Origin of the sequence: Microcoleus sp. B5-D4, assembly GCF_036705145.1 — a bacterium.
Lineage (GTDB): Bacteria > Cyanobacteriota > Cyanobacteriia > Cyanobacteriales > Microcoleaceae > Microcoleus.
In genome coordinates this window covers 63,062-84,803 of record NZ_JAUBTV010000024.1, presented here as the reverse complement: position 1 = coordinate 84,803, position 21,742 = coordinate 63,062, and the positions used below count along the sequence as shown (strand labels likewise).

Sequence of the window (21,742 nt, the reverse complement as noted above, 5' to 3'; positions counted from 1 at the left end):
CCGCCCGTCCAAAAAGGACGGGCGGGACGCCCATCCCACAAACTTGTGGAAGTTATTTAATTCTCATTCCTAAGTGCGTCTTGGAAGCTCTGAAAGGCGAAACGAGAAACCGGGTTTCTTAGGCAGGGTAAAAGCGTCCTAATTTACAAAAATTATCAAATTAAGTATCCATGCGGTACTCTCAAATCAGCCGCGAGTTAAGTTAGACTGAATTGTCAGTGCGTGAATTATTCACAGGTTAGCATCTATGCAGCTCAAACCTCTAAATCAGCCTTCACAAGAACTCTCTACCTCTTGCGAGCATCACATCAAAGAGAGCCAGCCACTAAAGCCCAATTATTTCGCTCACATAGCCCGTTCCTTGGGCAACCTCAGTATTCGCGACAAAATCAGCAGTGGGTACGCATTGGCTCTTTGTGTTGCGATTGGGGGAACGACTGTCGGGATGTTGGTGGGCACTCATTACTATCGCAGAACTAACAATCAAGTACACATCGATCGAGAAAGTCAGCTTTTAAATAAGTTGCAGGTGGCTTTACTGCGAACGCAAAACACCCAAGAGGGGCTGATTAACTGGCTCGACAAGCCCAAAATTTTTGACACCAAATACCAACAGCTACAAAATAATATTTACAGTTTGAAGGTTTTGCTATCTGAAGTCAAAAAATCTAAATACATGGAAGACATAGAAGGCATAGAAAAATTTAAAAAAACTTGCGATTCGCTATTGTCTAATTATCTTTTTCGATTAGAAATAGTTAATAAAAAAATCAGTAAATTGCCAAATAACCCCGCTCAACAACGTGTAAAACGTAAGTTGCTGTCGAATTTAGATCGAGATAAAATAGGGTTGGAACTAGATAGGGCTGTCAATGATATAGCAGCAATTATCGATCGCGCCCAACAACAAGAAGATGCAGGGCGGGAGGATCTGCTGCGAGCCCAGGCGCTGCGGGTGCAAATAATTTTGGGTAGCATGGTACTGTCGATCGTCGTTGCAGCAGTGCTGGCGGGCTTCACCAGTCGGGCGATCGCCAAACCCCTCGCCGCTGTAACTAAAATTGCTCAGCGAGTCACTGAAGAATCTAATTTTCAGTTGCAAGTACCAGTTACCAGCACCGATGAAGTGGGAGTATTAGCAGCTTCGCTGAATCAACTGATTCAGAAAGTAAATCAGTTGCTTCAAGAATTGAAATCTGAACAAGAAAGCCAGATACTTCAAAATGAGAAAATGGCAACTTTGGGGCGGATGTTAGCCGGTGTTGCTCACGAAGTTAACAACCCAATCAATTTTATCTATGCCAATATAGACCCAGCCAGAAATTATGTTGAAGATATTTTAGATTTGCTCAAAACTTACGAAACAGAAATTGCCAACCCGCCTGCGGCAGTGATCGAGAAAGGCGAAGAAATAGACATCGATTTTCTCAAAGAAGATTTGATCAAAATATTTGACTCGATGCAAGTAGGATCTGAAAGAGCAAAAGCTATTATCTTAAGTTTGAAAGATTTTTCTCGCCTCGATGAGGCAGCCCCTCATCCCGTCGATTTGCACGCCTGCATAGACAGCAGTTTGCTGATTCTCAACAGCCGCATCAAACAGGGCATTGAAGTGGTGCGAAATTACGGGAATATTCCGACTGTGGAAGGCTATATGGGTTTGCTTTACCAGGTGTTTGTGAACCTTCTGAACAATGCACTAGATGCTGTGGAAGAGAAAGCAAAAATTGAGAAAACCAGCTCTGAGGATGCGAAAAAACAATCGGCTTCGGACTCAAGCCAACAGAAAACACCGAGTTTTTCGCCGAGAATTGTGATTGCGACAGAATACTTGGACGACGACTCAGTGGTAGTGCGAATTTCTGATAACGGTACGGGAATAGCACCAGAGAGCCAAGAAAAAATGTTTGAAACATTCTTTACTACTAAACCCAGAGGTGTAGGTACTGGTTTGGGATTGGCAATTGGTCGCGAAATTATCGTTAATAAACACGGGGGGACAATTAACTTTTGGTCTGAGGTGGGAACGGGGACGGAATTTTCGATCGCCCTGCCGATTAAGCATGAGGATTTGATGCAAAATACGCAGGTAAAACCTCCAATTTCTCGCGATTATAATTCGCTCTGCAACGGGAACGCCAACCAAGTCCGAGGATAGAGGAACTGTAAAAACTTAAAAATTCTCAGTTTTTATATCAGTTTCAAAAAAGAAGATCACTCTCAGCCCGCAATCTAAACTCTGATGTCATAATTCATGCCAAATCAAAAATCTCACATCAAAAATCTAAAATTGTATGAGATTGCTTACTGACCGAAAGCATCAAGGATACCCGCCACGTGATTCATTCCAACGCGCAGACTCAGGGCCCAGAAATAAAAAACCTGTATCCGATAAAGGAGCCCCCGAATTTATCTCGCGCAAGTCAATGCTTCAATTCTAAAATCTAAAATCTAAAATCTAAAATCTAAAATCTAAAATCGATTGACTGGCTGTCGCTACCCCACTAAATGAGTGACAATACCCAAATCACAACTATTTTCCGTAATCTTGAAAAACAGGAGTTGCTATAATTTAAAGTTGAGAAACAACTGTACGGAGCGAAAATTATGGGACTATTTGACCAAATTTTGAGCGCGATCGACAATCCCAACCAACAAGCAAATCCCAATCAGTTGGGCAACATTATCGGTGCGGTAGAGCAGTTGAGCGGCAACCAGGGCGTCGATGCGGGTACGACTCAGCTAGCAATGTCAGTTTTGGGCGGATACGTGCGATCGGCATTGCAAAACGTGCGATCGCAGTCAGGAGACGCACAAGCTCAACAACTTGTCAACCAATTTAGCGGTACAAATCCCAATCCCCAAGCGGTACAGAGTTTGTTCGGAGTCGGCCAACTGACGCAGATAGTGAACGATATCGCCCACAGAACCGGTTTGAATAACGCCACAGTGCAGGCGATGATACCTGTTTTGGTGCCGCTCATACTGAATTTGCTACAAACCGGCGGCAACGCCCAAAATCCAGCCCAAGGCAGCAATCCCGTTTTGAATACGTTTTTAGATGCAGATGGAGACGGCGACGTAGATATTACTGACGCCATGTCGATGGCAGGCCGCTTTTTGAATCAGCGCCCTTAATTTGGGATTTTGAAACCGCAGATATCAGCGGATAGACACAGATAGGATTTTATCTGCGTTCATCTGCGTTTGTCTGCCTTCATCTGCGGTTACAAAAACTCCTACTTTAACCCAAACCTAAATCAGTCACAGCACCGATACTGCTAGAAGAAACCAACTTAGCATATTTAGCCAAAACACCCCTAGTATAGCGAGGTTGAGGAGGCTGCCAAAGAGCGCGCCGCTGCTCCAATTCTGCATCAGAAACATTGAGCTGCAACAAGCGATTTTGAGCATCAATCGTAATCGAATCGCCCTCTTTTACCAAAGCAATTGTCCCGCCAACTTGTGCTTCGGGTGCAACGTGACCGACAACCATGCCGTAAGTTCCGCCAGAGAAGCGGCCGTCAGTAATTAACCCGACAGAATCGCCTAAACCAGCGCCAATAATTGCCGAAGTTGGTGCTAACATTTCGCGCATTCCCGGCCCGCCTTTGGGCCCTTCGTAGCGGATGATAATCACATCTCCGGCTTGAATTTTGCCCGCTAAAATTGCATCCAAACAATCTTCTTCAGATTCAAATACGCGCGCTGGGCCGGTAATTTGCGGTTTTTTAACGCCAGTAATTTTAGCAACGGCTCCTTCTGTTGCCAGATTTCCCCTGAGAATTGCTAAATGTCCTTGGGCGTAAAGCGGGTTGTTCCAAGGGCGGATGACATCTTGGTCGGTGCGGGGTTCGGCTGGAATATCTGCTAACACTTCGGCAACAGTTTGACCGGTAATTGTCAGCGCGTCTCCGTGCAGCAAACCCTTTTCTAGCAGCATTTTCATTACTTGAGGAATGCCGCCGGCTTTGTGCAAATCGGTTGCTACGTATTTGCCGCTGGGTTTGAGGTCGCACAGCACTGGTACTTTTGCTCGAATAGTTTCAAAATCGTCGAGGGAAAGTTCAACGCCGATCGCATTGGAAATGGCTAATAAATGCAGCACAGCGTTGGTTGAACCGCCGACTGCCATGATGACCGCGATCGCATTTTCAAAGGCCTTGCGTGTCAAAATTTGGCTCGGTAACAACTGTTTGCGGACAGCTTCCACCAGCACTTTTGCTGATTCGGCAGCGCTGTCAGCTTTTTCGGCATCCTCAGCAGCCATTGTCGAAGAATAAGGCAAACTCATGCCCATCACTTCAAAAGCGCTAGACATCGTATTTGCTGTGAACATTCCGCCACAGGATCCCGCACCCGGACAAGCTTTTTGTTCGACTGCATTGAGTTCTGTTTGGTCAATTTTGCCCGCGCTGAATTGACCGACTGCTTCAAAAGCGCTGACAACGGTTAAATCCTGTCCGTTGTGGTGTCCTGGTTTGATCGTGCCGCCGTAAACAAAAATAGCAGGAATGTTCATGCGGGCGATCGCAATCATCGCCCCCGGCATATTTTTATCGCAACCGCCGACAGCCAGCACCCCGTCCATACTTTGGCCGTTGCAAACAGTTTCGATGGAATCAGCAATCACATCTCTCGACACCAGAGAATATTTCATCCCTTGAGTTCCCATCGAGATCCCGTCACTGATAGTAATCGTACCGAACATCTGTGGCATCGCCCCAGCTTCCCTTGCACCCGCAATAGCCCGCAAAGCGAGCTCGTTCAATCCCATATTGCAGGGCGTAATCGTGCTGTACCCGTTGGCAATCCCCACAATCGGCTTAGTGAAATCGTCGTCACCAAAACCGACTGCCCGCAGCATTGCTCGGTTGGGCGCGCGCTGCACGCCTCCAGTCACAGCTTGGCTTCTCAAATTTTCAGGCATTTTAAAATTTCCTTTCTCTGTTGTCTGTTGTCTGTTTTTCTTTGCTGCTGGCTGTTGACTGCCCAGTGCCGAGAGTTTTACGCTATTTTTAATTTTCTCAGAAGCGTTGATATTTTTGACACTCCCCACGGCCGGGGCCGGGGGATTCTTCAAGACGAACTTGAAAGGGACAGGCAAAAGTCCCCCTAGACGCTCAAAACAACTACCAGCACCAGCGGTGTTGCAATTGCGCTTACTTTCAAATTTTTTTCGCTTTCTGAGTCCACCACAAAAGCCAGATAGGTACGCTCCTCACTCTGCCATTATTTGCCCTTTAAGTATTCCGCATCAAAGGCGGATATCTCCGTTGCCGGGATTCCTCCGTACTAGAATGATTCCTCACGTAGATGGTTGTTCTTACTTGCTACTCAAACTATATCAAATACTGAAGGCGGTTGAAACCGCTACCGACTTATCCCCACGGCCGGGGCCGGGGGCCCGGCGGGCTCGTTCTTCGGTCAGGCCTTTTAACAAGCAGTGGCACAGCAGTGCCCGGAAAGCAATGCAAAAATTCTACAGATACTACAGCGTGCAGAGTGAATACCGTGGTTATCTGGGATGATGTGGTAACACCCATCACTCTAACGTTTAAAAAAAATTGCGAGGCGAATGACATGGAGGCCGATCGAATTCTGAGGCAATATGCGGCCGGAGAAAGAAATTTTCGAGAAATTAACCTCGCCGGGACCGACTTAAAAGGGGTAAACCTCAGCGAGGCTAACTTTACCAGAGCGAATTTCCAAGACGCAAACCTCAAAGGCGCTAACCTGACGGGAGCGAACTTGCGCGAGGTGAAATTGGCAGGGGTGGACATGACAGAAGCCAACCTCAGCGAAGCAAATCTCATCGGTACCGATTTGAGCCGTGCCAATCTCAGCGGGGCTAACCTGATGGGAGCCAACCTGCGCGGCTCAATGGCCAGAGAAGTCAACATGACCAAGGCTAATTTGACCGAAGCTAATTTGACCGAAGCCAACTTTACCGAAGCGAATTTGTTTGCGGCCAACTTAACCGACGCTAGCATGATTCGCATTAATTTGATGAAGGCAAATTTGAGTTGGTCAACTCTCAAAGCGGTAAACCTGACAAATGCCATCCTCAGCGAGTCGCTTTTAGAAAGAGCTAATCTGACTCAGGCAATTCTCAGCGGGGCGATGGTGAGCGGGGCCAACCTGACTGGTGCAGACTTGCGCCAAGTAACGATGGTTGGAGCTAATCTCACGGACGCTAATCTGAGCAATGCTAATTTGAGAGTTGCTAATGTGAGTTGGTCAACGCTGGCAAGAGCTAATTTGAGCGGTGCTAATTTGTACCGTGCCAAGCTGTGCTGGTCTAATTTTAGCGGGGCGGTTTTGGTGGAAGCGGTTTTGATTGATGCTAATCTCAATCGAACTAACTTCCGGGATGCAGATTTGAGGCGGGCAATTATGCCGGATGGCACGACTAATGATTCTTAAAATTTGATTGTTGACTGTTGACTGTTGATTGTTGACTGTTGATTGTTGACTACTGACTACTGACTACTGACTAATGACTACTGACTAATGACTACTGACTAATGACTACTGACTACTGACTAATGACTAATGACTAATGAGTATCAGTGAATTATTGATGTTGGGTGCGGCGGGAATTTTTGCGGGCATTCTAGCTGGATTTTTGGGTATCGGCGGCGGTACGGTGCTGGTGCCTTTGTTGGTGGCTCTCAATTACGCTCCGGTGCAAGCGGTTGCTACTAGCGGTTTGTCGATCGTGATTACAGCTATTTCTGGCAGCATCCAGAATTGGCGCATGGGCTACCTCAACTTGAGCCAAGTCGCAGGCATCGGATTTCCAGCCGTCATCACAGCACAAATCGGTGCTTATTTGGCGGGGATATTTCCGCCTTACTTGCTGTTGCTTACTTTTGGGTTGTTGCTGTGGCTGAATATTTATTTGATTGAAGTTCGCAAGCACCTGACAGCTAAGAAGAAAGCGGAACTAGAACAAGGGGAACTGGGAGGACAAGCGGGACAAGGAGAAAATGCTCAATTACCAATTACCAATCACGAATTACCCAATAATTCAAATATTTTATTCCATCCAACTTTTGCTAAAATTGCTACCGGCAGTGCGGCGGGTTTATTAGCGGGTTTGTTCGGCGTAGGCGGCGGCGTAATTATGGTTCCCCTGCAAATTTTGCTGTTAGGAGAAAGCATTAAAACCGCAATTCAAACCAGCTTGGGCGTCATCGTCATCACGGCAATTTCGGCGACGGCGGGACACGCGGCGCGCGGGAATGTTTTGTGGGTTGTGGGGTTAATTCTTGGCGGCGGCGGTTTGTTGGGCGCGCAGGTGAGCACGCGGTTTTTGCCGAGATTGCCCGATCGTATAGTTAGTTTAGCTTTTCGATCGCTCTTGGCAATCTTATCGATTTATGTTTTCTGGCAAGCTTGGCAAAAATTTATTAACGGGTAATTGGTAATTGAGGCAGAGCCTCCGGGTATGTATTCCCAGGCAGAGCCTGGGAACAAGGTTAAGGCTACAATGACAGTTGACAGTTGAAGTTGACAGTTGACAGTTGACAGTTGACTACTAACTAATTACTACTGACTACTGACTACTGACTACTGACTACTGACTAAGTTTCTTCACGGCGCGAGTCAGACGCTGTAAATAAGGCTTGACAATTTCTTGATTTTGTCGCTGCAATTCGGAAACTTGCTGCTGCAAATGCTGAATCTCGGTTTGCAGCATCCCTGTGTCTATTGTGGGTCGATCGAGCAAGTCCTGCAATTGCTTTAGAGAACCTTGGATTGTATCCAAGTCTACTTCGTTCGATCGCTCCTGCAACTGAGCCGTAATAGTTTTAACTTCAGTTAACTTTTCGCCCATCAATAAAAATCGGACGTTGACATTTTCCCAATCATGCTCTCTCAGGGCGCTAGTTTCCAAAATGCGGACTTTCTGCTGCAAATCCGACAGTTGCGTGTTGAAATCCTGAGAATCTGCAGGCAGCGCCTGGGCTTGGCGTTCGAGGGAGGCTACGGCAGCTTGTACCTCGGCAATGACGCCGGATTCCAAGCCGAGGAGTTTTTGCTGCAAGTCGGAGACGGCGGTGTAGAGTTCCGCAGGTTCTCCAGGTAGTATCTGAACTTGCTGCGAGCGACGTTCTGCTGCGGCCTGTACGTCCGTAATCGCAGAATTTGCCTTTTGTTGCATTTGTTGCTCGAAACGCTGGCGATTGGCGAGATTTAGCGAGAGTGCTGCAGTTAAGGGGGCGGCAGCGTAGAGAATTTGGCCCGACAATACAGCAGCAATCGTGCCCATCGCTGAACCAGCAACAGAGGCGTATTCTGCCAATTCTAGCCAGTCCGGCTGGTTCGGGGCACTTCTGGAAGCTGGGAATGATGCTTTTTCAATCTTCTGCATAGCCTTTTAGTCGTAGTCGGATAGATGGCGATACCGACATGATAAAAGCGATCGGCAAATAAATCAGGCCTATTTGTCAAAATTTCGGGATTGTGGTATTTTCATTGACCGAAAGCATCCAGGATACAAGCCGCCGGATTCATCCGTCCAGAAATAAAAAACCTGTATCCGATGAAACTTGCCCCCAGAATTTATCCGTAGGGTCAATGCTTCAATCCTTTAATCTAAAATCTAAAATCTAAAATCTAAAATCGATTGACCTCGTGCCGAATACGTTCTGCGTTTAAAACGCTCAGTCTCAGGTAAAATTCAGGATTAAGTCGATCGCTCAACAGTTAACCAATAACCATTCACCGCCGTCTGTCAGGAGTATACAGAAAATGGGTCTTAAGATTATTGAAAGCTACGATAGCAGTTTTGTCCTCGAACCCGATACTAAAACTGCACTGTTCGGTTTATTAACCGGTGAAAGCTTTGTCAAACAAATAGCGCTACAATTGCAATGCTCGCGCATTGAGTTTGCCGAGTTACTTTTCCAGCCAGTCCCTTACAGCAGCGAGACGCCGAAGGGAATGCCTGCGGAATTTGAAAAGTATCATCAATCGAGCGATTTTGCGATCGTCAACGTCCCGCCTAATTTCATGTTCCAAGCCAAAATATTTAAACCCAGCCGCCTCTGTGCCATTTATCGAGTTTTTAAGACTGAGGTAAAGGCTGGTTAATCTGTGGTTTAATCTAAAATCTAAAATCTAAAATCTAAAATCTAAAATCGGATGACAGAAGACATTCAATCTCTCGCCAGCTTAGAATTCATTCCCTACATAGACTCCGAGGGAAAATTGCCCGATTTTGTCCAGGGAAAAATTGGCGTTTACGCGATTTTTGACAGCGAGAAAGTGCTGCAATTTGTAGGCTATTCTCGCGACATTTACCTCAGCCTCAAACAGCATTTGGTACGCCAAACCCAGTATTGCTACTGGCTGAAAGTCCAAACTATTGACAAGCCCAGCCGCACTATTCTAGAAAGCATCCGATCAAGTTGGATTGCCGAAAACGGTTCCCAACCCCAGGGTAACGGTGCTGATGCTGCCAAGTGGAATGATCCCATCGACACCAAAACTGTGATGACTGCCCAAGAAACGGCAAATTATGAAGGTATCTTCGCCGATGAAATTGCCAAAGATAAATTGTTAAAAAATGTCGCACGGCGCGTGGAAAATGAAATTTTCGCGCTGCTGAAAGCTCGCGGCGTAACTGAAGAAATCCGGTTTAATCCCAAGCTGAAAACTAGCGGATTGCTGGATTTAAAGTAAATACCATAGTCCTTACTATGAACCGTAGGGAAATGCCCTTGCTCTGTCCATAATTTCCGTGCGGGACAAGGCATTGCCGTTTCCATAATCTCCGCGCCGGACACGGCAATGCAGTCTCCCTACAGATGCTCGGCTACAATGTCTCTGATATATCATCTCCGTCTGTTAACATTTTAACAGTTAAAATTTAACAGATATCGGAATCTGCACAATTAACTTGGTTCCTCGACCCGGAGCAGAAATACAACTGATTTGACCTCGATGTTTTTCCACTACAATATCGTGACTGATTGCCAACCCTAATCCAGTACCGCGGCCTACAGGCTTCGTAGTAAAAAATGGGTCAAATATCTGGTGGCGCACTTCCTCACTCATCCCACAACCGTTATCGGCAATGTGAATAACAACGGATTTATAGTTGTGAGTGGCTAATTTTGAATCTTGATTGTGCAGGGCCGATTCTGACTCACAACTTACGGAAGTGCTGATGGTAATTTTTCGGGGAGACGGTTGATTTTCCAGGGCATCAATAGCATTAGTTAACAGGTTCATGAACACCTGATTTAACTCACTGGCGTAACAGGTGACTCTGGGCAGTGGGCTGTAGTTTTTAATAACCTCTATCTCACCAGCTTTGTTTGTTCCCTTTAGCCGATGTTGCAAAATAACTAAAGTATTGTCAATGCCTTCATGAATATCGACTCGCTTGTACTTTTGTTCGCCAAGGCGGGTGAAGTTCCGCAAAGACATCACAATTTCGCTAATCCGAGAAGCACCCTCTGTCATCGACTTCAGCAGTTTTGGATAATCCTCTGCGATGAATTCGGGTTGAACCTCATCTAATTCGCTGATAATTTCTGCAACGGGGTGCGGGTAGTAATGTCGGTACAATTCGAGGAGGCGAAGCAAATCTCGTGCATAGTCCGCCGCTAGAGCAATATTACCGTAGATAAAGCTGACGGGATTGTTGATTTCGTGAGCAATTCCTGCCGCTAGCTGACCTAAAGAAGCCATTTTTTCCTTCTGTATTAACTGAGCTTGAGTTTTCTTTAGTTCAGTTACGCTTTGTTCGAGTTGCTTGGCATAGGATTGTGTTTGCTGGAACAACTGGCGCTGCACGAGTTGATTTGAGACGCGGGCGATAACTTCTTGTTCGTGAAATGGTTTTGTGATATAATCTATACCACCAACTTCAAAGGCTTTGATTTTATCTAATACTTCATTCAAAGCACTGATAAAAATAATTGGAATGTCCTTGGTTGTGGGAGAAGCTTTCAATGCTTGGCAGACTTTGTAGCCGTCCATACCGGGCATCATGATGTCGAGCAAAATCAAGTCAGGAGGAGTTAATTCGATCGACCGCAGCGCTAGTTTGCCGTCGGGTGCGGTGCGTGTTTTGTACCCTTGCTGCGAGAGTATTTGAGCTAAAAGTTGCAAATTAGCCGGAATATCATCAACAATTAAAATATTCCCTTTTATGACGGGAGTTGATTCGTAATTCATATCTAGTGCTGTAAAATAACCTTTATAGGTTGTAGTGAGTACGATCGCCCGATGGGGTTTTATGAGGACGATCGTACTCACTACGAACCGGGTATAATATCAATTCTCTTTCGTTTCGGGATGGATAAGAGCTAGTATTTGATTGAACTGAAACTCGTTAGCTAATGCGGCTAGAGCGCTAGCTAAAGCGTCATTGCGATCGCGAATTTGCTCAATGTGGATCAGAATTAACTCTAAATCGCACTCAATTGTCGCTTTCTCTAAAGCTGCCAGCCAATCTGCGGGTAAAGCTGCCAGACTCTCTGGAGTCGGAGCCTCAATTTGAGTTGACTCGGGAACACTCTCCGGTTCACCGTAAATGTAACGCACTCCCAGATGTTTGTGCAGGGTGGCAAAAATTTCTGTATCTCGAAAGGGTTTGTGGATAAAGTCATCGCAATCATCTGATACAGTAACGGTTTTCGCTTCCTTGGCGTTACCGGCACTCACGGCAATAATTGCCGTAGCTTGACCTTTAACGGTGGCTTTAATGCGTTTGGTCGCTTCATGTCCATCCATCACGGGCATCCACATATCCATAAAAATTAAGTGTGGCTCAAAACTCGACCACATTTCAATAGCTTCCATACCATTGCTGGCTTCTTCGAGTTCAAAGTTAAAGCCAGCGAGGAGTTTGATCAGCAGTTGGCGGTTGTCCGCTCGATCGTCCACAATCAAAATACGATAGCGCGGCTGATTGCGTTCCAGCGCTATCACCCGACGCGGTGGCTGTACGGGTTGAGTCGGGGGGGCATCAACGGCGGTGACGGGGATATCAAACGCGAAGGTGGTGCCGCGTCCTACTTCACTGCGTACAGTAATGATGCTGCCCATCAGCTTGATAAACTGTTGGCTGATAGCCAGCCCCAAGCCTGTTCCTTGCTGAGATTTTGTTCCTGTTTTGGTTTGCACAAAGGCTTGAAAAAGCTTATCTAACTCATCAGCAGCTATGCCGGCACCCGTGTCTTCTATTTCAAAATGTAATTGGTAATTACTGATGGGTAATTGCTGATTTTCACTCTCAGTCACCGCACTTACTCTTAACCTAATTACTCCTTGTTTCGTAAATTTAATGGCGTTAGAAAGCAGATTGATTAAAACTTGGCGCAACTTCATTTGATCGGTTCGTATGTATTCGGGAGTTTCGCTAGAGCAGTCAAATATTAACTGCAATTGTTGCTCCATTGCCTGGAGTTGAAACATCTCTTCCAGATCGTTCAACAGGCTGCTTAATTGAAAGTCTGTTGGGTTGATTGTAATGCGTCCCGCCTCTATTTTGGCTAAATCTAATATTTGATTGATCAGAGCGAGCAAGTGTTCTCCGCTACGGTTGATAATGCGGATATTTTCCTGTTGTTCGCGAGTGAGGTTGGTAGAGCGCTGCATCAATTGGGAGAATCCCAGAATTGCGTTTAGCGGGGTGCGGAGTTCGTGGCTCATATTTGCCAGGAAAGTGCTTTTGGCAAGGTTGGCGGCTTCTGCAGCCCAGGCGGCTTGTTGGAGCTGTACTGCTTGCTGTTGAGTCGCTTCGAGCAATTGAGCTTGTTGTAAGGCGACTCCTAGTTGAGTGCTAATTTGCAGCCCAATATTGATTTCTGCTTCGCGCCAAGTGCGGGGTACAGAATTTTGATAGCTGGCGAGCAAACCCCAAAGTTGGCTGCCGCAAAATATGGGGAAAATAACGTAGGCTCTAGCTTGAAATTGTTTTAACAGTTCTAGGTAACAAGGACTCAACCCAGCGGTGTATATGTCTTCAATGATGCGGTAAGGAACGCCTCTAGCATACATACCACCTTGATTTCTTTGTAGATAGGTATCCAGCACTGGTTCACCGGAGGCTTGCATAGTTTTCACGGTACAGCGAGAGTCTTCGACTAGAGTGTTTGGCACATTAAAATCGTCGGCTTGTGGGATCAGAGACTTCCAGCCGGCAGCCATTGATTCGGCAACAAATTCCCCGCTCCAATCAGGATTAAAGCGATAGATACCGACACGATCGCATTTTAGGGTTTGTCGCAGTTCAGAGGTTGTGGTTTTGAATATTGTGTCAATATCTAAGGATTGACGGATGCGATCGATGCTGCGGGCGATGGCTTGTTCTCCCTGGGCGCTTTCTCGCAAAGCTGACTCGGCTTGTTTGCGATCGCTAATATCCAAGACAGTGCCGAACAAACGGAGCAAATGCCCTTTTTCATCATAAACAGGTTTCCCTCGAACTTCAATGTAACTGATCGAGCCATCTCTTCGGAGCAGCCGCAGATCTATTTCAAAGCTTTGCCCGGACATAGCTTGATCGCGCACCATTGTCAGATAGCGCGATCGATCTTCAGGATGAAAACGCTCGATTAATTGTTCGTTTGGCAGCGGTTTTTGAGTAGGATCGAGCTCATAAATGCGATAGAGTTCTTCACTCCAAGTGGTTGTTGCTGTGGCGATATCGTGTTCCCAACTGCCAATACGGGCAATTTTTTGGGCTTCCAGCAGTCGGGATTCAGCCAACTGGCGATCGCTAATGTCGCGGGCTACCCAAACAGCGGAGCTATCGGACAGTGGCGAAATTTTAGCAGCAAACCAAACTTCTTGGTTATTAATCTGCATCCTGTAATCAAAACTAATAGTTTGTTGGGTTTCCAATGCCTGTTGAACTTGAGCGAAATAAATCTCCTCGTTTTCCTCGTGAAATAATTGTTCGATGATGGAGTCGATCTGATTCGTCTGATAGTTGTATTGATAAATCCCCTTTGTCGGTATAATCTGGATACTTTTTTCGGTCTGGTTAAATATCAATACAACATCGGTTATCGACTCAAATATTTTTACAATTTCCTCGGCAGAAGTGTAAAGTTTTTGTTCGAGCAATTGGCGATTGGCAATTTCATCTTGTAATAGTTCGTTAGCACGAGCTAAGGCGCCGGTACGTTCGGCAACTTCGGCGGCTAAAGTGTGATTGTAGTCAGTTAATATTTTTTCAGCTTGTTTGCGCTGTGCGATGTTAGAAAAAATAGTGATGGCATAAATAATATTTCCGCCTTCGTCAAAAATTGGTGTGGCGCGCACCTCAAAAGGAATAAATTTCCCATCTCGATAAAGTTCTATATCTTCAAGGAATACCGTTTCGCCGCGCAGTGCTCGGAATGCAGGCAGTTCTTCAATTGGATACGGCTGGTTTTGGCGGTACAGTTGATAAACTTCTACTGCTTCTTCTAAAGTCGCATCGGGGATAGTTTCTACGCCGAGCCAATGCTTGGCAGTTTCGTTGAAGTACACGACTTTACCCGACACATCGTGGATAGATACTCCCGCAGGTATGGCTTCGATAAATTGCTGGAGTTGGCTCTCGCTCTGCGCTAAAGCTTCATTTAAAGATTTTTGGTCTGCAAAAGCCTGTTGCAGTTGCGCTGCCATAAAATTGAAGGAATTGGCGAGTTCTCCGACTTCATCGAAGCGTCTAATTTCTAAAGGTTGATCCCATTCGCCTTTTGCAACTTTTTTGGCGGCGGTATTCAAGCGCATAATTGGCTTTGTTACCCAACGGGAAGTCAAAAATCCGATCGCGATTCCCAGCGGCAGTGTACCCGTCAATAACCACAATGTATTGCGCGTATTTGCTTGAATCGGAGCCATGAAATCCGACTCTGGCACCACCACCACAATCAACCAATCCAAACCACGGACATCTCGATAGGGAGTGACGCGGACAAACTGCCTATCGCCCTTGCTCGCCAGCGTAAATCGCTGAGTTGTTTGCAGGGTGCGGAAGTTGCCAAAGCGGTTGGCGAGTTGTCGAGCAATATCTCGCGTTCGGGCATCCTTGCTGTTGGTGGCTAGCAATGGCGTCGGTTGCTTTTTTGCTGATGCCACCAAGGGTGTTTCTAGTGTAGATGTGGCAATCTGATTGCCCGATCGATCCATAATAAAAGTTTGTCCCGACGCCGAGAAGTGCAGCCTAGCCAAAAAGGCATTGATTGCCGAGAGTCCATTATTATCGGTGAGGCGATCGCTAATTCGCTCTCCTACTTGTTCGATTAGCTGATGCGCTACATCCTCGACTGATTCCTGACCGCTTTTGAAAGAAAGAAAGCTCACTAGCCCGACGGCGCTGACTGTTTGCAAAACAAAGGGAACAATCAGAACCATTCGCAGCGGAAGCTTGCTGAAAAGTTTGGCGGCTGGGCGGCTGAAGGGATACATGGGCATGGGTGTGAACCAATTGTGCTGGCGATCGTATTTTAACTGCTGTAGCGATTGGTTCGCCCTAAAAACTGTGAAAATTTCCGCGCGGTTCAATATACCCAACTACTAGCGAAGATTGGACGCTGATGTCAAAATTTGCTGGGAGCATCTCATATTTGTAAAAACACTTCTTCTGGCTCCTTCCTTCTTCCTTCTTCCTTCTTCCTCTTTTCTCCTGGCTCCTGACTCCTGACTCCTAACTCGAATTTCTAGCTTGGCGGCAAAAGTGAGATGCTCTCAATTTGCTTCTGTCACTTCTGTTTCTAGCTGTTTGGCATTTGATTGATTTTTACTTACAAAAACTGTGATAACTTTTCTAATTTCTTTGTGTGTATCGGCAATCATGTTGTTAATTAAAAGCCAGCAGGGGCGGGTTTATGAGATTGTAGATTATGGGCAATTATTATATCAAATCCGTTAGCATCGGAATAGTAAATTCGAGTTGACTGTTGACTGTTGACTGTTGACTGTTGACTGTTGACTGTGAACATCATTCCGGTGTAACTCATATGTTGCACCATTCTCAAGAACGGGCTCTCCGGCCCGTTCCACAAACAGTAGATTTGCTTGTGGAACAGGCCGGAAAGCCTGTTCCTAAAAGGCTAATTGAGAATCGTGCAACATAATGAGGTGTAACCGGAAATGATATTATTGGTGAACCCGCTCCTACAAGATTTAACATCATACAAATCTGAATCAAACGGAAATGATATTATTTGTGCGTTCATCGAACCCGATCGCCCTACTGCAAATTTGCTAACTTGGCTAAAACGGTGGCGAAGAGAGCGGGTTCGATCGGCTTTGTTAAGTGTTCGTTGTAACTGAGATGTTGCACCATTCTCAATTACTTGTTTAGGAACAGGCAAGATGCCTGTTCCACAAAGAGTGAATTTTCTTGTGGAACGGGCCGGAGAGCCCGTTCTTGACAATGGTGCAAGATATCAGTTGTAACCAGTGGCGATCGCCCGATCGCGCTCTTCTTCGCTAGCATAAGCTGTCAGCGCCACAGCCGGCAAGCGCTTGATTTTGTCGGATGCGGACGATCGCACTTTGCTGATCAGCCAGTAGCCGTCCTCAACGGGCATAGCGATATCACTGACTAAAATATCCGGTGGCGACTCCTCTCAACTGCCCCATCTTACTCCGAGGCTGTTTGAAAGGCAGTGTCACCGTAAATGTCGCACCCTGGTCTTTACCGGGACTTTCCGCAGTCACAGTGCCTCCGTGGAGTTGCACCAAGTGCTCGACGATCGCCAATCCCAGTCCCAAACCGCCCTCAGCCTTAGTTTTCGAGGCGTCTGCTTGTCGGAAGCGATCGAACACGTAGGGCAGAAAATCAGCAGGAATGCCCTTTCCGGTATCGCTGACAGTAATTTGCACGTAATTGGGTGATGAGGAATCGCTAACAGCCACCGCAGACAAGCGCACTTGCACATTTCCCCCCGAAGGCGTAAACTTCACGGCGTTAGTCAGCAAATTCCACACTACCTGCTGCAACCTCTGGGCGTCGCCCCACATCAAGCTGACTGAGGGGTCAAGTTCTAACGAAACGGTGACAGACTTGGCCTCGGCTGCCAAACGAACTGAATTATGAGCCGCCTCGATCGTCCTTACCATGTAGAACCAGCCGGGTTTCAGGGCCAGCTTGCCTTGAATAATCCGGGAAACGTCGAGCAAATCTTCTACTAGCTGGATCTGCACCTTCGACTGACGCTCGATGGCTTCCAAACCGCAAGCTAATTTATCTTGGTTGTAAGGGTGGGCGCGCAGGATCTGTGTCCACCCCTGAATCACATTTAAAGGCGTTCGCAATTCGTGGGAAAGAGAGTCTAGAAACTCGTCTTTCCGGCGGCTGATAGCTTCTGCTTCCGCCCGCGCGGCCTGTTCGCGCTCGAGCAACTGAGCGCGTTGGGCCTCGACTTGCTTGCGATCGCTGATGTCGGCGACGATCGACATACAGTTGATATTGCCGTTGCTGTCGCGGACTGGAGTTGCCCACAAACTGATGTCGATCGAGCTGCCGTCTTTCCTTTGGCGGTAGGTTTCCATGCCGGCGATCGCCTTTCCTTGGCGAATTTTTTTCAAATTAGCCGTGAATTCTTCCCGCTTGTCTGCGGGAACGCTGGGCACAAATTGACCTACCGCCTCTGATTCAGGCCAGCCAAAAATCCTCTCGGCGGCTGGGTTCCACATTTTCACAGTGCCGTCGTCGCAGTCCAAAACGGTAATTGCTAGGGGACAAGCCTGAATCAAGGCTTCTAAAGTTTGATTGAGGTGCGATCGCGCTGCTTCTGCTTCTTTGCGATCGGTGATATCGACGTTCACCCCGATCATCCGCACAGGCAAACCGATCTCGTCCTGAAATACCTTAGCCCTGCAAGCAATCCAGCCCACGCTTTTGTCCGGGCGGCAGATGCGGAACTCAATGTTTAATTCCTCCCCGGACGCTCCTGCAGTTTGCACCTGCTGTTCGGTAACAGTGCGATCGTCTGGATGCACCCTTTCCACCCAACTTTGATAGCTGTCGATCCCGCCTGCAGGCAGCCCGTACAAAGCCTCTAATTCCGGCGTCCCCGCGATCTCATTGGTTTGGACGTTCCATTCAAAAGTTCCGATTTTGCCTGCTTGCTGAGCGATTTGCAGCCGTTCTTGATTGTGTTTGAGTTCTGCTTCCACCCGCGCGATCTCGGTCAAGTCGATGTAGAATGCGACGATCGTCTCTGGTTCGCGATCGTCCGGGCACAGGGTCGTCCCGCCCATCAGAATTGGCACGCGGCTGCCATCTTTGCGGATATACTCTTTCTTGAAAGGAGTTGCGACTCCCTGAGCCCGCAGTTCCCCGGCCGCTAAGGCGTCGAGGTGCAGGTATTCGGGGGGGGTCATCTTGTCCCACCGCATTTTACCGGAGAGCATCTCTGAGCGGGTGTAGCCGACCATGTTGAGCAGGGATTGGTTGGCGAAGGCGATGCGGCCGCTAAAATCGCCGATCGCAACTCCAAAAATATTTGACTCGAACAGCCGCCGGAATATGGCTTCGCTTTGCTGCATTACCCGTTTTGCTTGTTTGCGATCGGTGATTTCGGCTACCACAGTGCTGACTCCCAGCAGTGTTCCTGATTCATCACTCACTGGGTAAAAGCTGATTTGCCAATCCCGCAAAACTCCCGGCTGTTGCTTGGTTTCGGCCTTAATTTCCAAGTCGAGCACGGGGGTTTGCGTCGCCAGCACTTGGCGGTAAATCTGCTCTACCATATCGGCCATTTCGGGAATTACTTCTCTAACGGTGCGCCCGATGTGCTCTGCGATCGATCGACCGTTGATCGCAGCGAGGTATTCGTTCAGGCGGATGTAGCGCAAATTGGTATCGACAAAGCACAGCCCGACTGGTGTAGTCTTGTAAACTAAGTCGAGTTCTGCTAGTTGGCGGCGAATGCGTATTTCGTTTTCTCGAAGTTGATTTTGGGCTTGTTTGCGATCGGTGATATCGAGTACGAAGAATGCTCCTTTGTCTTGGCATCCTTGGAAGTTTCCGCCGCCCACTAAAACTGGGAAGCGCGTGCCGTCTTTGCGGATATATTCTTTTTCAAAAGGCGCGCAACTTCCTTCTGCTTCGACTTGTGCGAGGGCGATGCGATCGAGTTCTAGATATTCCGGCGCGGTGAGTTCGAGCCAGCGGATCTGTCCTGAAACTAAGTCTTCCCTTGTATATCCGATCATTTCCAGCAAGGCGTCGTTAGCGTCAGTAACTTCGCCGTTGGCATCCCAGAAACCGATGCCGATCATGTTAGATTCTACCACGCTGCGGAAGCGCATTTCGCTTTCCCGCAAAGCTAATTCTGTTTGTTTTTCTGCGGTAATATCTGTAATAATTAGGCCGGCTCCGATTATTTCTTCTCTTTCATTTTTCACTGGGTAGTAGTTGGCTAGCCAGTAACCGAAATATCCCGGTTTCCCATCAGGTTCGCCGCTCATTTCTAAGTTTAAAACAGGCTGGCCGGTTTCTAAAACTTGCTGAATTATCGGCGCAAATTTGGCTGCATGTTCTGGCAACAATTGGCGGAAGTCTTGGCCGAGATGCTGTTCTATCGGCAAACCGTTGAGTTCTGCTAATACTTGATTGATACGAATGAAGCGCATTTCGCGATCCATAAAGCAAATCGCTAGGGGAGATGCTTCTAACAGCGAGTCAATTAAGGCGAAGGATTGCGATGTTTGAGATAGTGCTTGTTGCGCTTCAGTGTAAAGTCGGGCGTTGTCTAGGGCGATCGCCACGCGGTATGCTAAATCTTCTAGCATTGCCATGTCTTCTGCACTGTAGCGGCGGCCAAACTTTGAGGTAAAGCAAGTGATGGAACCCATTACACGCCCGCGAGCCCTCAGTGGTACGCAAGCGTGAGATCCGATATTGAGCGATTCCCTACGGGATAGCTTCGCTTCACGCAATATTTCCAATTCTGCTGCATTTTCGGCTCCTGCTGCTAAAATCTCCTCATCCACTTCGGCAATTAATTGGGATTTTCCGCTGCGGATTACCAGCGGATAGCCGTTAACAGCATTGTCGGCGCTCAAACTTCGGATGCTGAAGTTATTAATAGTCTCAACCATAGAGGGTTCTGCGTGAGCCACAGCCACTAGACGCACTTTTGACCCCGTTTCGGTCAAATGAATGCAGCACCCATCAGCGATCGAATTTACTGCTAATTCAGCTACCTTTTGCAGCACCGTTTCCCCGTCAAACGCATCAGCCAGCATTTTGCTGACTTCTGCTAAAAATGCCGAGCGCTGCTGTTCTATTTCCGCTTTTTCCCTTGCTGTTTGCTCGATTGTTAACTGCAATCTTTGAGTTTCTGCAAGTTTTATTTCTGTGATATCGCGGGCGACAATTAAGGCGGATTCAGGTACGCCATTTTTGTCCAATTCGGGAACTACGCGGGATTGATAACTTCGGATGCCGTTGATTGAGAAAGCCTGAAATTCGATAATTTCTTCTTGACCTGTTTCTAACACTTTGTGCAGGGTTTCATCCCACATCTGGCACTGTTCCGGCGGTATTCCTATTTCTTGACTGGTTTTACCCAGGAAGAATGAAATTGGTTTTCCTTGGCTTCTTTCAACTGCTTGATTGACATAAATATAACGCAGCTCTTTGTCAGTGCGGATAATGATATCTGGTGTATTTTCTAGCAGCGTTCTCAGTTGTTGTTCGCTGTTTGCCAATGCTGCTTGCGCTTGTTGTCTTTCGGTGACATCTCGCACCGTGCCCACATATCCGATGAGTTCGCCGGAGTCCGAGAACATCCGCGAGGCACAAACGTTAATCCAGCGCACAATCCCTTCTGGTGTTTGCAGGCGATACTCGATCGCATATTCCCCACCTTGCCGAGTATAATCCAGCCATCGGCTCAATACGCGATCGCAGTCTTCCGGGTGAATGCACTTCTCCCAACCGTCTCCTAAAAGTTCTGTCAAACTCAAGCCGCAAATAGCCTGACAGCGTGGGTTTGCATAGGTGTAGCGCCCCTCAAAATCTGCCATAAAAATGCCAACCGGCGAACAGGAACTTAAACAGCGAAATCGTTCTTCTTGAGCTTGCAGCGCTTCTTTAGCTACTGTCAGTTCTGCTGTCCGCTGTTTGACGCGGCTTTCTAGTTTGGTGTAGGATAAAGCCAGGGCTATTTCTGCTTTGTGGCGGTCAGTAATATCTATACCAGTTCCTATCACATATTCTACCAAACCATCGCTATTGGTCGTCACAGTATTCGACCAAGAAATTAAGCGCTTAGAGCCGTTTTTAGTGCGCCAATAGTTTTGATATTCGCTGTTAAAATGTTCGACTTTTAGCTGGGTGAAAATTGTTTTAACTGGCTCTATTTCTTCGGGAATTAAGAACAAATCCCAAACATATTTATTAACAACTTCTGCTGCCGAGTAGCCTGTAGTTTTTTCGCAAGCTTGGTTAAACCGGAGAATCCGTCCTTGGCTGTCGAGAACTACAATCAAGCAAGCTGTCGTGTCAATTACTTTTGAAATAATATTACGTTCTATTTCTAGTTCTTGTTGTGCAGACTTTAAGCCAGCATACCAAGCGATAACGGCAGCGGCCAACAGTAAGATTGCAGGAGTTGCCTGGAAGGAAAACAGTAACAGAGTTGTCAGCAGTAAAGCCGTGCCGGCACTAAATGTAGCAATACTGTAAGATTTAAGGGGTAAGGGCAAGACCTCAAACTGGCTCATTTTTGTTGACCTGTAGCGATGGCGCGATCGGATCAAATCT

At 47.1% G+C, this 21,742-nt stretch carries 13 protein-coding genes; 6 read left to right on the top strand and 7 right to left on the bottom strand.

Annotation, left to right across the window (positions count from 1 at the left end; translation table 11 throughout):
- Positions 1 to 247 precede the first annotated feature (247 nt).
- Complete coding sequence (locus tag QUB10_RS14050) at positions 248 to 2,158, top strand: ATP-binding protein (protein ID WP_333202983.1); 1,911 nt, start codon at positions 248 to 250, stop codon at positions 2,156 to 2,158.
- A 449-nt stretch (positions 2,159 to 2,607) separates the two neighbouring features.
- Positions 2,608 to 3,138 (top strand): hypothetical protein, encoded by a 531-nt coding sequence (locus QUB10_RS14045; RefSeq protein ID WP_333202981.1) that lies wholly within the window; start codon positions 2,608 to 2,610, stop codon positions 3,136 to 3,138.
- Positions 3,139 to 3,244: 106 nt separating this feature from the next.
- Here QUB10_RS14045 and ilvD read toward each other — a convergent pair whose 3' ends face one another.
- Positions 3,245 to 4,930 carry a dihydroxy-acid dehydratase gene (ilvD, locus tag QUB10_RS14040; RefSeq protein WP_333202979.1) on the bottom strand — a complete coding sequence of 562 codons (1,686 nt, stop codon included), beginning with the start codon at positions 4,928 to 4,930 and terminating at the stop codon, positions 3,245 to 3,247.
- Between the two features lie 653 nt (positions 4,931 to 5,583).
- On the opposite strand from ilvD, the gene QUB10_RS14035 reads away from it, so the two are divergent.
- A complete protein-coding gene (locus QUB10_RS14035) occupies positions 5,584 to 6,426 on the top strand; it encodes a pentapeptide repeat-containing protein (protein ID WP_333202987.1) in 843 nt (280 codons plus the stop codon).
- 136 nt (positions 6,427 to 6,562) lie between these two features.
- Complete coding sequence (locus tag QUB10_RS14030; RefSeq protein ID WP_333202978.1) at positions 6,563 to 7,426, top strand: sulfite exporter TauE/SafE family protein; 864 nt, start codon at positions 6,563 to 6,565, stop codon at positions 7,424 to 7,426.
- 156 nt (positions 7,427 to 7,582) lie between these two features.
- Here the strand turns inward: QUB10_RS14030 and QUB10_RS14025 are convergent, their stop codons facing one another.
- On the bottom strand, positions 7,583 to 8,380 hold the full coding sequence (locus tag QUB10_RS14025; RefSeq protein WP_333202976.1) for a hypothetical protein: 798 nt from the start codon (positions 8,378 to 8,380) through the stop codon (positions 7,583 to 7,585).
- Between the two features lie 380 nt (positions 8,381 to 8,760).
- Here QUB10_RS14025 and QUB10_RS14020 point away from each other — a divergent pair, with 380 nt between their 5' ends.
- Together QUB10_RS14020 and QUB10_RS14015 are read left to right on the top strand one after the other, a co-directional pair.
- The gene (locus QUB10_RS14020; protein WP_333202974.1) at positions 8,761 to 9,102 is read left to right on the top strand and encodes a hypothetical protein; all 342 of its coding nucleotides are present in this window, start codon (positions 8,761 to 8,763) and stop codon (positions 9,100 to 9,102) included.
- A gap of 51 nt (positions 9,103 to 9,153) precedes the next feature.
- Entirely contained in the window at positions 9,154 to 9,693 is a 540-nt protein-coding gene (locus QUB10_RS14015; RefSeq protein ID WP_333202972.1) for a GIY-YIG nuclease family protein, read from the top strand.
- Between the two features lie 180 nt (positions 9,694 to 9,873).
- Here the strand turns inward: QUB10_RS14015 and QUB10_RS14010 are convergent, their stop codons facing one another.
- From QUB10_RS14010 to QUB10_RS13990, 5 genes are all read right to left on the bottom strand, one after another.
- Entirely contained in the window at positions 9,874 to 11,196 is a 1,323-nt protein-coding gene (locus QUB10_RS14010) for a response regulator (RefSeq protein ID WP_333202985.1), read from the bottom strand.
- Between the two features lie 99 nt (positions 11,197 to 11,295).
- Positions 11,296 to 15,432 (bottom strand): ATP-binding protein, encoded by a 4,137-nt coding sequence (locus QUB10_RS14005; protein WP_333202969.1) that lies wholly within the window; start codon positions 15,430 to 15,432, stop codon positions 11,296 to 11,298.
- A gap of 638 nt (positions 15,433 to 16,070) precedes the next feature.
- Positions 16,071 to 16,334 (bottom strand): hypothetical protein, encoded by a 264-nt coding sequence (locus QUB10_RS14000; RefSeq protein WP_333202967.1) that lies wholly within the window; start codon positions 16,332 to 16,334, stop codon positions 16,071 to 16,073.
- A gap of 75 nt (positions 16,335 to 16,409) precedes the next feature.
- On the bottom strand, positions 16,410 to 16,553 hold the full coding sequence (locus tag QUB10_RS13995; RefSeq protein ID WP_333202965.1) for a hypothetical protein: 144 nt from the start codon (positions 16,551 to 16,553) through the stop codon (positions 16,410 to 16,412).
- 7 nt (positions 16,554 to 16,560) lie between these two features.
- Positions 16,561 to 21,702: a PAS domain S-box protein gene (locus QUB10_RS13990; RefSeq protein ID WP_333202963.1), complete on the bottom strand. Its 5,142-nt coding sequence runs from the start codon at positions 21,700 to 21,702 to the stop codon at positions 16,561 to 16,563.
- Positions 21,703 to 21,742: the final 40 nt, after the last annotated feature.